The 11,464-nt window shown below is 71.8% G+C and carries 15 protein-coding genes; 7 read left to right on the forward strand and 8 right to left on the reverse strand.

The window, feature by feature from the left end; all coding sequences use genetic code 11:
• Positions 1-66 precede the first annotated feature (66 nt).
• Positions 67-1,404 (reverse strand): M16 family metallopeptidase, encoded by a 1,338-nt coding sequence (locus HNR20_RS08480; RefSeq protein WP_184177943.1) that lies wholly within the window; start codon positions 1,402-1,404, stop codon positions 67-69.
• On the reverse strand, positions 1,401-2,690 hold the full coding sequence (locus HNR20_RS08485) for a M16 family metallopeptidase (protein WP_184177945.1): 1,290 nt from the start codon (positions 2,688-2,690) through the stop codon (positions 1,401-1,403). The genes HNR20_RS08480 and HNR20_RS08485 overlap by 4 nt, the downstream gene beginning before the upstream one ends.
• A 101-nt stretch (positions 2,691-2,791) precedes the next feature.
• Here HNR20_RS08485 and HNR20_RS08490 point away from each other — a divergent pair, with 101 nt between their 5' ends.
• The gene (locus HNR20_RS08490; RefSeq protein WP_184177947.1) at positions 2,792-3,541 is read left to right on the forward strand and encodes a phosphodiesterase; all 750 of its coding nucleotides are present in this window, start codon (positions 2,792-2,794) and stop codon (positions 3,539-3,541) included.
• Here HNR20_RS08490 and HNR20_RS08495 read toward each other — a convergent pair.
• The gene (locus HNR20_RS08495) at positions 3,508-3,723 is read right to left on the reverse strand and encodes a hypothetical protein (RefSeq protein ID WP_184177949.1); all 216 of its coding nucleotides are present in this window, start codon (positions 3,721-3,723) and stop codon (positions 3,508-3,510) included. The two genes, HNR20_RS08490 and HNR20_RS08495, sit on opposite strands and share 34 nt — an antisense overlap.
• A 301-nt stretch (positions 3,724-4,024) precedes the next feature.
• Between HNR20_RS08495 and HNR20_RS08500 the strand changes: the two genes are divergently transcribed.
• The 3 genes from HNR20_RS08500 (at position 4,025) to HNR20_RS08510 (ending at position 5,878) form a co-directional block, all read left to right on the forward strand.
• A complete protein-coding gene (locus HNR20_RS08500; RefSeq protein ID WP_184177951.1) occupies positions 4,025-5,119 on the forward strand; it encodes a 3-deoxy-7-phosphoheptulonate synthase in 1,095 nt (364 codons plus the stop codon).
• A 299-nt stretch (positions 5,120-5,418) separates the two neighbouring features.
• Positions 5,419-5,643, forward strand: a complete 225-nt coding sequence (locus HNR20_RS08505) for a hypothetical protein (RefSeq protein ID WP_184177953.1) — start codon at positions 5,419-5,421, stop codon at positions 5,641-5,643.
• Positions 5,644-5,683: 40 nt separating this feature from the next.
• Positions 5,684-5,878: a hypothetical protein gene (locus HNR20_RS08510; protein ID WP_184177955.1), complete on the forward strand. Its 195-nt coding sequence runs from the start codon at positions 5,684-5,686 to the stop codon at positions 5,876-5,878.
• 55 nt (positions 5,879-5,933) lie between these two features.
• Here HNR20_RS08510 and HNR20_RS08515 read toward each other — a convergent pair whose 3' ends face one another.
• The 3 genes from HNR20_RS08515 to HNR20_RS08525 are packed head-to-tail and all read right to left on the reverse strand — an operon-like array spanning position 5,934 to position 7,206.
• Positions 5,934-6,473 (reverse strand): DUF1360 domain-containing protein, encoded by a 540-nt coding sequence (locus HNR20_RS08515; RefSeq protein WP_184177957.1) that lies wholly within the window; start codon positions 6,471-6,473, stop codon positions 5,934-5,936.
• Between the two features lie 53 nt (positions 6,474-6,526).
• Complete coding sequence (locus tag HNR20_RS08520) at positions 6,527-6,865, reverse strand: SRPBCC family protein (protein ID WP_184177958.1); 339 nt, start codon at positions 6,863-6,865, stop codon at positions 6,527-6,529.
• Positions 6,865-7,206, reverse strand: coding sequence for a DUF6158 family protein (locus HNR20_RS08525; protein WP_184177960.1), 342 nt, complete (start codon positions 7,204-7,206; stop codon positions 6,865-6,867). Before HNR20_RS08525 ends, HNR20_RS08520 begins: the two co-directional genes overlap by 1 nt.
• A gap of 131 nt (positions 7,207-7,337) precedes the next feature.
• On the opposite strand from HNR20_RS08525, the gene HNR20_RS08530 reads away from it, so the two are divergent.
• Both HNR20_RS08530 and HNR20_RS08535 read left to right on the forward strand, forming a co-directional pair.
• Positions 7,338-7,760, forward strand: coding sequence for a hypothetical protein (locus tag HNR20_RS08530; protein ID WP_184177962.1), 423 nt, complete (start codon positions 7,338-7,340; stop codon positions 7,758-7,760).
• A gap of 25 nt (positions 7,761-7,785) precedes the next feature.
• Complete coding sequence (locus HNR20_RS08535) at positions 7,786-8,115, forward strand: DUF3817 domain-containing protein (RefSeq protein WP_184177964.1); 330 nt, start codon at positions 7,786-7,788, stop codon at positions 8,113-8,115.
• 48 nt (positions 8,116-8,163) lie between these two features.
• Here HNR20_RS08535 and HNR20_RS08540 read toward each other — a convergent pair whose 3' ends face one another.
• Positions 8,164-8,664 carry a DUF6232 family protein gene (locus tag HNR20_RS08540; protein ID WP_229687064.1) on the reverse strand — a complete coding sequence of 167 codons (501 nt, stop codon included), beginning with the start codon at positions 8,662-8,664 and terminating at the stop codon, positions 8,164-8,166.
• Between the two features lie 512 nt (positions 8,665-9,176).
• Between HNR20_RS08540 and HNR20_RS08545 the strand changes: the two genes are divergently transcribed.
• On the forward strand, positions 9,177-10,154 hold the full coding sequence (locus tag HNR20_RS08545; protein ID WP_184177968.1) for a C40 family peptidase: 978 nt from the start codon (positions 9,177-9,179) through the stop codon (positions 10,152-10,154).
• A 72-nt stretch (positions 10,155-10,226) separates the two neighbouring features.
• Here the strand turns inward: HNR20_RS08545 and HNR20_RS08550 are convergent, their stop codons facing one another.
• On the reverse strand, positions 10,227-11,216 hold the full coding sequence (locus HNR20_RS08550; RefSeq protein WP_184177970.1) for a sigma-70 family RNA polymerase sigma factor: 990 nt from the start codon (positions 11,214-11,216) through the stop codon (positions 10,227-10,229).
• Positions 11,217-11,464 lie beyond the last annotated feature (248 nt).

Consider the following 11,464-nt stretch of genomic DNA (forward strand, 5'->3'; position numbering starts at 1 on the left):
CACGCCGTGCCAGGTGACAACAACTTCATGATCAACGGGGGCGGGGGTGGTGGGTGGGTGGTGGGGTTAGGCGATCAGGTCTCCTAGGGCGGCTGCCGTTAGTTCGTCGCGGATGATGGCGGCGTCGCCCTCGATGACCAGGGTCAGCGCGTCCGGGTGCAGGTGGGTGGCCGCCGCCGCGGAGACCTGGTCCACGTCGGCGGCGAGCAGCGACTCACGCAACCGGGCGTGGTAGTCGTCCGGTAGGCCGTGCACCACCAGCGTGGTCAGCGCGGCGGCGATTGCCCGAGGGCTCTGCAACTCGACCGAGAGCTGCCCGGCCCGCCAGGAGCGGGCCACCGCCAGCTCGTCCTCGGTCACCCCGCTGGCCTGGGTACGGTTGATCTCGCCCACCGCCTCGACCAGGGCCGGCACGGTGACCGCGGTCTGCACCCCGGAGCTGACCGCGAACCGACCGAACCGCCGGGACGAGGCGAAATCACCCCGAACGCCATAGGTGTAGCCGTGCACCTCGCGAAGCAGGTGGTTGAGCCGGGACGTGAACGCCCCACCGAGCACCGTGCCGGCGAGCGTCATCGGCACGTGGTCGGGGTGCGCCCGGTGCGGCGACGGGTGGCCCAGCCGCAGCGTGGACTGCACCGAGCCGGGCCGGTCCACCAGGATGATCCGCCGGCCGGCGTGCAGCGGCACCTCGATCGGGCCACCCCGCTCGGCCGGGCCGCCACCGGTGCCGGCGAACGCCGCCGCGGCGAGCGCGTCCAGGTCGATCCGGTCCAGGTCACCGGCGACGATCAGGGTGCCGGGGCGCAGGAACCACTCGGAGTGGAAGACCGTCACGTCCTCCACATCCAACCCGGCGACCGACTCCGGGTCGCCGTGCATCGGGCGTCCCCAGCGGTTCTGGGCACCGAACAGGTCCGCGCGCAACGCGGCGTCGGCGCGGGGACCCGGGTTGGCCCAGTCCATCCGCAGCGCGGTCGCCTCGTCGTCACGGACCCGGCGCACGTCGGCAGGGTCCAGCCTGGGCGTCCGGACCGCCTCGGCGAGCAGTTCCACGGCCGCGCTGAGGCGGTCCACCGGGATCACCACGCTGGCCTGGAACGAGTCCCAGTCCAACCCGGTCGACAGGGCGGTGCCGAGCCCTTCGACAGCGAGCGCGTACGCGGCGGCGTCCCGCTGCGCGGTCCCCTCCTCCAGCGCCTTGGCCAGGACCCCGGACAGGCCCTCCTTGCCGATCGGCTCCTGGCCCGCGCCCACGTCGAGCAGCAGCAGAGCAACGGCGAGGTTCTGCCCGGGCAGGTGCGCGGCGACGACCTGACCGCCGGCCACGGCGCGGCGAACCACCGGCGGGAACCGGTACGGGCGTGCGGCGCCCGGGCCGGGACGGTCGGCGATCAGCGTCATGAGGTCTCCTCGGGCAGGTAGGTCAGGATCACCCGGTCGGTGGCGAGCACGTCGGCGGCGGCCTCGGCGATCTGCTCGGCGGTCACCGCGAGCAGGGCCGGCAACTGGTCCACGATGCGGGCCGGGTCACCGAACTGCGTGGCGTACCGGCCGAGCAGGTCGGCCCGGCCGTCCACCGTGGACAACTGACGCCACCACCCGGTGCTGAGCATGGCCTTGGCTCGATCCAGCTCCGCGGCGGTGACCGGCACGGTGGCCAGCTCGTCGACGACCGCGGCCAGCCCTTCGGCCAGCCGCTCGGCGCTCACCCCGGCGCGGGCGGTGGCGGTGGCGATCAGCGGTGCCGGGGCGTGCGCGAGGTCCACCCCGTACGCCCCGACCAGGTCCGGCTGGGCGATCCGTTCACCGTCGGCGAGCCGCTGGTAGAGCCGGCTGCCCCGGCCGCTGCCGAGGACGGTGGCGAGAACGGTGATCACGTTGTAGCCGGGGCTGCCGAACGGGTAGCTGCGGTGGGCGATGTACACCCGGGGTGCCGGCACGTCGGCGCTGACCGACTCGATGGCCGTCTGCCCGGTCGCCGGCACGCTGCGGCCGTCCGGGGCCGGCGGGATGTCGTCGCGTGCGGGCAGCGCGCCGAAGTACTTGTCGGCCAGCGCGAACACGTCGGACGCGGTGGCGTCACCGACGACGGTGAGCACCGCGTTGTTGGGCGCGTAGTAGGTCTGGTGGAACGCCTGGAAGGTGGCGAGGTCGGCGGCGTTCAGGTCGGCCATCGAGCCGATCGTCGCGTGATGGTACGGATGCCCCTGCGGGTAGAGCAGCGGCAACAAGCGCAGCCAGGCGTCCCCGTACGGAACGTTCTCGTAGCGTTGCCGGCGCTCGTTCTTGACCACGTCCCGTTGGTTGTCCAGCGTCTCCTGCGTGAGCGCGGGGACCAGGCCGCCCATCCGGTCGGCCTCCAACCAGAGCGCCAACTCCAGGTGCTCGGCCGGGACCGTCTCGAAGTAGTTGGTCCGGTCCGGGTTGGTCGTGGCGTTCAGCGAGCCGCCGGAGCCCTGGATCAGCTTCATGTGCTCGGTCTTCGCCACGTTCACCGAGCCCTCGAACATCAGGTGCTCGAAAAGATGGGCGAAGCCGGTCTGCCCGGCGGGCTCGTGCCGGGAGCCAACGTCGTACCAGAGGTTGACGGCCACGGCCGGCGCGGTGCGATCTTCACTCACCACCACGCGTAGGCCGTTGTCCAGTCGGGACGTCTCGATGGGCCAGGGGTAACCGCTGTCGGGCATGCCCCGACGCTATCCGATCTCGCGGGCGGAAAGGTGACGTGCGGTCGGTCGGCGAGCCGGCCGCGAGGCATCGAGGCCGTCGGTCGGGGTACCGGAGGGCAATGACCGTCAACCCGCCACCGTCCCGGTCCGCCGGCCGGGACGCCACCGCCGTCGAACGTGCCAGCGCCGCGCTCGGTCGGCGGCGCCGCGGCCGCCTGCTGCATCCGGCCGGTCGCTCGTTCGTCGGCGAGACGGTCATCTGGGGTACGCCCGGACCACCCACCGGGGTCGGTCTGCTGGACGACCCCGGTCGGTACCGGACCACCATCCGGCTCTCCAAGGGCACGCCCACGCCCGGCAGTTGGCCGGACGTGCTGGGCCTCGCCGTGCGCCTGCACCGCGACACCGGCCGACCGTTCGACCTGCTGGTCAGCTCCAGCGGCGCGGCCCCGGTGCTGCGGAACCTGCCGCTGCCTCGGCGCCGCTTCACCGGGACGTACAGCACGATCATCTGCTACCGCGCGGGCCCGCGCCGACTCTGGCTGGCGGCGCTGGTCGACCCCGACTCGGTCGACCTCGGCCGCAGCCTGGCCACGGTGGCCGCCGCGACCCGGACGGACACGCCGCGCCTGGTGCTCGCGGTCGCGTCCGCCGTGGGTCCGTGGCGGCCGGTCGGGGAGGTCAGCATCGGCGCCCAGCTCGGTGCGGCGGAGGACGCCGCGCTCGCCTTCGACCCGGTGCGCAACCTGCCACCCGAGCTCCGGGTGGCAGGTCCGCTGGCCTGGCTGCGGGAGCAGACCTACCGGGGGTCCCGCCGGGCACGCGGGGCAACCGTTCAGTCCGGCGGCTCCACCGCCGCCACCGTCTGATCCGAGGTACGACGTTCCAGCACCGTGTCCGGCGCCGCGTTCTGGTCCGCCGCACGGATGTCCGATTCGGTGAGGATGGCCTCCGCCTGCGCCTCCGGGTCGTCGCTGCCCACCGCGGCTTCCTCGGGTAGGAGGTGCGCCCGGGACTCGACCCGGTCCTGATCGCTCTGCTCGTCTGTCATGGCACCCCTGTTACCCCGACCTCGCCTTCGGCACGCGGTGTTCCTGGCGCGGCCTTCGGCACGCTGTGTTCGTCGCGCGCATCTTGGGACGACTGCGGATTAGCCCGCCCGGTCGGGTACGCTGGCCCGGTGACGCGTTCCTATCGATGGTTTAGACAGCCGGCTCGCAAGCCGGTGACTTCACCATGAACTGACGTCACCACGGACCGAGCCGGCTGGGCAGGAGCTGTCGCTCCTGCCCTTTTGCGTACGAGCAGCCGGCTCGTCCCGGGCACCGGCCCCGGGCACGGTCGGCGAAAGGATGCCCACCGTGACGACCCCGGAGACCGATCGGGTCAGCGATCAGCGGATCGACCGTGTCGTGCCGCTGACCACGCCCGCCCTCCTGCACCACGAGTTGCCCCTGGAAGCCCCGCTCGCCTCGGCCGTGCTCACCGGCCGTCGCGCGGTGAGTCGCGTCCTGGACCGCGAGGACGACCGCCTGCTGGTGGTTGTCGGACCCTGCTCGGTCCACGATCCGGCCGCCGCGCTCGACTACGCCCAGCGCCTGCGCGTCGCCGCGGACCGGCTCTCCGACGACCTGCTGATCGTCATGCGGGTCTACTTCGAGAAGCCCCGCTCCACGGTCGGCTGGAAGGGTCTGATCAACGACCCGGGCCTGGACGGCAGCGGGGACGTCAACACCGGCCTGCGGCTGGCCCGGGCGTTGCTGCTCGACGTGCTGCGTGTCGGCCTGCCGGTGGGCTGCGAGTTCCTCGACCCGATCACACCGCAGTACATCGCGGACACGGTGGCCTGGGGCGCGATCGGTGCCCGCACGGTGGAGAGCCAGGTGCACCGCCAGCTCGCCTCCGGCCTGTCCATGCCGATCGGCATGAAGAACCGCCCGGACGGCAGCATCGGCACCGCCGTGGACGCGATCCGCGCCGCCGGGGTGCCGCACGTCTTCCCCGGCATCGACTTCTCCGGCACCCCGGCGATCATGCACACCCGGGGCAACACGGATGGTCACCTGGTGCTGCGCGGCGGAGGCGGTCGGCCCAATTACGACGCGCAGTCGGTTGGCGGCGCGCTCGACCTGCTCCGCGCGGCGGGGTTGCCGGAGCGGCTGGTGATCGACGCCAGTCACGCCAACAGCGGCAAGGACCACCGCAACCAGCCGCTGGTCGCCGCCAACGTGGCCGCCCAGCTGGCTGCCGGCCAGCGCGGGATCACCGGCGTGATGCTGGAGTCGTTCCTGCTGCCCGGTCGGCAGGACCTCGACCCGACCCGGGAGCTGGAGTACGGCCGGTCGGTCACCGACGCCTGCCTCGGCTGGGACGACACCGCCGAGGTGCTCGACCACCTGGCCTCCGCGGTGAAGGCTCGCCGGGCCACCCTGCCGACGACGGTGTGACGGCCGCCACCAAGGCGCGCGGAACACGGGCGGGGGTCGGCTCGTTGACTGGGGTGTCGGTGTGTCCAGTGTCCCCGGGCCTCACCTAAATAGCCTTCGCGGAATACCGTCCGGCTGGAGCCGCGCAGTGCCACTCGCCGAGAGGCGACCTGCACACCGACACCAGCGCCGCCCCCGGCCCACCGGCCGGGGGCGGCGCTGTCTCTACGCCCGCCCGACTGGCTCGGCCCGAGGCTCCCCCCGCGCAGGCGGGTCAGGCGCGTGACGTTTGACCGATTCCGGCCCGGGTAGCTGATCGCGTGACCGACGACGCATCCGTGGCCGGCGAGCCGGACACCCGGGCCATCGACGACCTGCTCGACGACATCTACCGGGCGCAGGAGCGGGTCGAACAGGCGGAGATCTACCGCCAGGCGGTGGCCGCCGAACTCCCGCCGGACCTGCTCGCCCGCATCGACGCGCTGCCCGAGGGCGAGTACGCGGTGGACGAGGCAAGCGACCTGCTGGGCGGCTCCATCGGCTGAGCGGCTCCATCGCGTGAGCGACCGCAGAAGGGACACCGACATGACGGACCACGAGGACCACGACGAGAAGGTGTCGGCGCTGGGTCAACCGCCGAAGGGCAGGGACACCACGCCCGAGCCGGACTTCGCCAACGAGCACGACCGCACCGCCGTGGATCGGGACATCATCACCGGGGCGGACGACGACGAACGAGAACCGGAGTCGCCGCACGGCTGGTCCGGCATGCAGCGCTGAGGCGTACACGCAGCGGGGGCCGGCATTCGCCGGCCCCCGCTGCCGTTCCCTGGAGTCAGTCGTCGTCGTGCCCACCCTCGGCGGCCTGCTGCGCCGTCGCGTACGCCATCTGCAGGAAGTCGGACGCGGCGACCGCCGTCAGCGCGGTGGCCACCAGCCGGGTCAGCCGGGGCGCGAGCACCAGTCCACCGGTCAGCCCGGTGGCCACCCAGACCGCCAGGCAGAACGGGCAGCTCAGCAACTCGCCGATGGCGTGCCGGGTAGGGCTGCCCGAGTCGCGGACCTGCTCCATCACCTCACCGCTGCCGATCGGGCGGTCGTAGCGGGTGAACGGCGCCCGCAGCGGGCTGGTCACCGCGTCCTTGGACAGCAGCCGGCTCAGCTTGTGCGTGGCGATGGAGAGCAGCACCACGTCGGACGGGGCGGGTCGCTCCGGCACCGGCCGACCGGTCGCCTTGACCAGGCCGGCGAGCGCCCCGGTCACGCCGGCGTAGGCGCCCATCGCCACCAGGTAGCCGCCGAGCGGTCGGTGTTCGTGCGGCGCGTACGCCCGACGCAGCCGCGTCGCCTTCTGTCGCAGGCCAGTGTCGCTCACCGGGTCTCCTCGTGTCGTGTGGTGGGGCGGGAGCGGCGTCCCGCGCGGCCGACTCAGCCGGCCTGGAGGTTGTCGGCGACCTCGCGTGCCAGGTTGGTGAGCGCCTCATCGGCCAACTGGTCCGGGCCCGGCCCGCCCGACCCGTCGGCCAGGTCGAGCTGGATCCGGGCACCGCCGGAATCCGCCGGCTCGACCCGGATCTCGGCCGTCCAGTCATCGGCGTCGCCGTCACCCCATCGAGCCCGCAACTCCTCGCCGCTGATCTCGGCGGCGGGGCTGCCGTCGCCGCGCAGCGGCTCCGGCAGCCAGGCCGAGGCTCGGTCGGGGTCGGTGGCCGTGTTGAAGACCACCTCGGGTGGCGCGGACATGCCGCGCACCGCGCGCGCCGCCATCAGGAGTCCCGCAGACGGCTGGGGTCGACCTCCCGGCCCGGGTGGCGGGCCAGGTACTCGGTCTCAAGTTCCGCGGTCCGCCGCAGGTGGTTGGCGAGCGCGGAGTCCGCCGCGTGCCGCAGGGTGTCCAGGCGGGTGCGGTGCAGGCTGTGCATCTCGCGGATCAGATCCTCGTCGGTCAACTCCGTCGGGTCGATGCCGAGCAGGTCGCCGTCGAGATCCGTCGTGCCCGCCGGGTCGGCCAGGTGATCGCCGCCCCACTCGGGCACCCGCTGCTCCGGGCTCATGTCCGTGCTGCCGCTGGACGCAAAGCCGTCCTCACGTACCGATCCGGTCATCATCGCCCCCCTTGATCTCGTTTGGGCTGGCGTCTAGACGAATGCCCAGGCGTGGTGACGCCAAACCATCCCCGCCGCGCGACAGCTACGACACGGTGTCGGAGACCGGCGCCGCCCCCGGTACCCTCGATGCCATGAGGCGGCTCTGGACCCCGACGTGGATCGCGCGTCACGTGGCCATGGTCGTGCTGGCCGTGGGCTTCCTCGGGCTGGGCTGGTGGCAGGTCAGCCGGGCCACCGCGGGCAACAGCCTGAGCTGGGGGTACGCGGTCGAGTGGCCGATCTTCGCCGGCTTCGTGGTCTACGTCTGGTGGCGCGAGGTGAAATTGGCCCGCCGCAGCGCGGACGAGGCCGACGCGCCGCCGACGGATCCGGCCGACGCGCCGCAACCGGCTGTCACCGCAGGATCCCGACCGGCGGTACGCCGACCGGTGCGGGTGTCCCGGGTGCCGGCCACCGGCGACGCCGTCGAGGACACGGACCTGGCCGCCTACAACCACTACCTGTCATGGTTGAACGCCAATCCGGGCGCCCGGCCCGGTGACTATCCCGGCTGAGCCGGGCTTGGAAGGACGGACGAAGGTGGGCGCTGCCCTTACCCGGTACCGCGTGATCGCCTGGATCGTGGGCGTGGTGCTGATCCTGCTGGTCGTGATCGGCATGCCGCTGAAGTACGTGTTCGACAACGCGGTCGTGGTGGAGACCGTGGGGCCGGCGCACGGCTTCCTCTACATGATCTACCTGGTGGCCGCGTTCGACCTCAGTCGCCGAGCCGACTGGCCGCTGAAGCGGATGCTGCTGGTGATGTTGGCCGGCACCGTGCCGTTCGTCTCGTTCTTCGCCGAGCGCCGGGTCAGCGCCTGGTTGGCCGCGCCGCAGGAGGCACGGGCTCCGGAGCCGGTCGCCCGCTGAGCGGCCGGCGGGCCGACGCCAACTCGGCGCCGGCCCACCGTCGTCGGGTCAACGGCTGGGCCGCCACGGGTCGGCCGACGCGAGCGGGTCGACCCAGCCGCCGTACCGGTTGACTTCCCGGGCCCGTAACAGCGCCCGGGTGACCTGGCCGAACTGCCGCTCGTCGTCGGCGCTGAACAGCAGCACCTCGGCTCCCCGGTGCCACCCCCACAGCTCGTGCGGCGGCGGGCGCCAGCGATCACCGACCAGGGCCAGCGCGGCGGGAAGCAGCAGCACCGCGCCGAGGATGAGGTACGCCCCGGCGGTCAGGTGTTCCAACCCGCCGGTGAAGCCGAGCAGCAGCGCGACACCGCCGAGCATGCTGGCGGTGATGACGACGGCCCGGACGGCGATCCGGTCGTGCGGGCCTCGGGTGGTACGCAGATGGGTCAGGTCGGCGATCCGGTAACTGGTTCGGCCGACGGTGAACCGGTCGACGGTCACGATGATGCCGGGCCGCGCGTACAGCAGGGTCGACCGGGCACCCGGCACCGTTCGCGGCGGTCGCACACTTGCGCCTTCACGATCCACGGTTCCTCCCGCGGGGGACGGTTGGCCGGTTGACCCGCTGGTGACAAACGTCGCTATCTGCCGACGGGATTCCCGGCTCCGGCCTTCATTGTGTTGTGGCCCCGCCAGCCGGCCTGGGCATTTACGAACTCTCGACAGCTCCCCCAAACCGGTGACATCGCCGAGAAACAGCATCCATTTCCACTTTTTCCGGTTATGGCCGGCAGGAATCCGGCGGCATACGCTCGGAACGACGAAGGTCTCATATCGCCCATTTGCCCACGAAAAGGGCGTCCAATCCCGTCGCACCAGGTGTCATCAACGCCACCCAACGCAGGGACACGACCCGCCTCTCCCCCAACTTTCGCCCCTGCTTCAACTGCGAGCGACATCCGTCCCGGGTTAGGTTGAGCGAGCCGGTCCGGCCCAGTGCCGTCCGCCCGGGTGGCCCCGGCCGGTGTCGCCGAGGGCGTCAGCAGCCCCGGCGGCCGTGGGAGAGGGGCCTTTCGCTCTTGTCATCCCTGAGAAACCTGCTGCGCACCGTGGCGCTGGTCGGCATGTCGGCCGCGCTGATCGCCCCGACGGCGGTGGCCCACGCCGAGCCGTCCCCAGCCGACCTGACCCGCCGGATCGAAACGTCCTCCACCGAGTTGGAACGGGTCGTCGAGTCGTACAACAAGCTGCGTGAGGAGATCAAGACAAACGAGGCCGCGGTGGCCCGATTACGCTCCCGCATCGGCCCACTGGAGCAGCAGGCCCAGCAGAGCCGGGCCGATGTGGCCAAGTTGGCCAACACCGCGTACAAGAGCGGCGCTCTGCGCACCGCGGACGCCCTGCTGCGTCCCGGCGGCCCCTCCGGGCTGCTGGACCGGCTTGGCACGCTCGACCAACTGACCCGCAAGCGGCAGGAGCGCATCTCCGGCTTCACCGCCGACCAGCGGCGGCTGCTCGACGAGAAGGCCGGCCTGGACGCCACACTGACCCGGCAGGCCGCGCAGGCTCGTCAGCTCGCGGCCGGCAAGAAGCAGATCGAACAGGACCTGGAGAAGCTGTACGAGCTGCGCCGGCAGGCGTACGGGGCGGCCACCGAGCGACCCGAACCCAAGGCAGCGGCGGCCGAGGCCAAGAACGTGCCCGCGGTGGCCGGTGACGCCGGCGCCGCTGTGCGCTACGCGTTCGGCGCCGTGGGCAAGCCGTACGCCTGGGCAGCCGACGGGCCGAACGGCTACGACTGTTCCGGGCTGACCTCGGCGGCTTGGCGGGCGGCCGGGAAGTCCCTGCCGCACAACACCCGCATGCAGTGGAGCGCGGTGGCCCACATCGGCCGGGGCGACCTACGCCCGGGCGACCTCGTCTTCTACAGCGGGCTCGGGCACGTCGCCCTCTACGTGGGCGACGGTCAGGTGATCGACGCGCCGAGCGCCGGTCGCAACGTGCTCAAGCGGGGCATGAACATGATGTCCATCCAGGGCTACGGCCGGGTTCGCTAGGAACGACCGGATACGGCGAACGGCCGGCGTCCCCCTATCGGACGCCGGCCGTTCGCCGTCATTATTACCAGGTCAGGCTGCCTGCAGCCCCTCCGCCCGGGCCAGCTCACGCAGCCGGCCGAGGGCCTGGATCTCGAGTTGCCGGATCCGCTCGCGGGACAGCGAGAACCGGGACGCGACCTCGGTGAGCGAGTGCTCCCGGCCGTCCTCCAGCCCGTAGCGGGCACGCATGATGCCGGCGGACCGGTCGTCGAGGTGGTTGAGCAGCCCTTCGATGCGCTGCCGCTCCAGGCCGCTGAGGACGATGTCCTCCGGCGACGGCGCGTCACTGTCGGCGACCAGATCGCCGAGGTTCGTGTCGCCGTCGTCGCCCACCGGGGTGTCCAGCGAGACGGTGTCCTGCGACCAGCGGCGCAGCTCGTTGACCCGCTCGACGGTGACGCCGAGGGAGGCCGCGATCTGCTCCGGCTCCGGGTCGGCGCCCAGCTCACGAGTCAGCTGCCGGGCCACGTTGCGCATCCGGTTGACGTCCTCCACGAGGTGCACCGGCAGTCGGACGGTGCGCTCCTGCTGGGCGATCGCCCGGCTGATCGCCTGACGGATCCACCAGGTGGCGTAGGTGGAGAACTTGTATCCACGCTCGTAGTCGAACTTCTCGACCGCCCGGACCAGGCCGGTGTTGCCCTCCTGGATGAGATCCAGCATGGGCATGCCCGAGCGCACGTAGCGGCGGGCGATCGAGACGACCAGTCGGAGGTTGGCGCGGATGAAGAGGTCCTTAGCGCGCTCCCCCTCGACGACCAGCCACTCCAGGTCGGCCCGGTCCCTACCGGTGGGGACGGCGTCCTCACCGAGCAGGTGCTCGGCGTAGAGGCCGCCCTCGATAGCCTTGGAGAGTTCGACCTCCTTGGCGGCGTCCAGCAGTGGCGTCCGGGAGATCTCGTGCAGGTAGACGCCGACCAGGTCGCGCTCCTCGGCAACCTCGTCGGTTCGCATGCCGATGTTCTTGTCCACGTTGCCCACGGTCCCCTCGCTCGCGCCGGTTGCCCGGTTCCTTGCCATTCCCCACGTCCGTCAACCCCTGGTAACTTCTGCTGTGCCCACCGGTGCTGACACCTACACAACAGATGAGACGTGTCGGGGATTCCATGTCGTGAGTCGAAAGTGTCACGAATGCCTGAGTAGTAGCTGAGAGCACGGTCCATGTTTGCTGTCAGCACCCGCCGGGTGGCTCGCCGCTGGGCACCACGTACGGGTTACCGCACCATGGCAACACCGCCCGCCGCGGGGGCACAGCGACCCGGGTCACC

Origin of the sequence: Micromonospora parathelypteridis, from assembly GCF_014201145.1 — a bacterium.
Classification (GTDB): domain Bacteria; phylum Actinomycetota; class Actinomycetes; order Mycobacteriales; family Micromonosporaceae; genus Micromonospora; species Micromonospora parathelypteridis.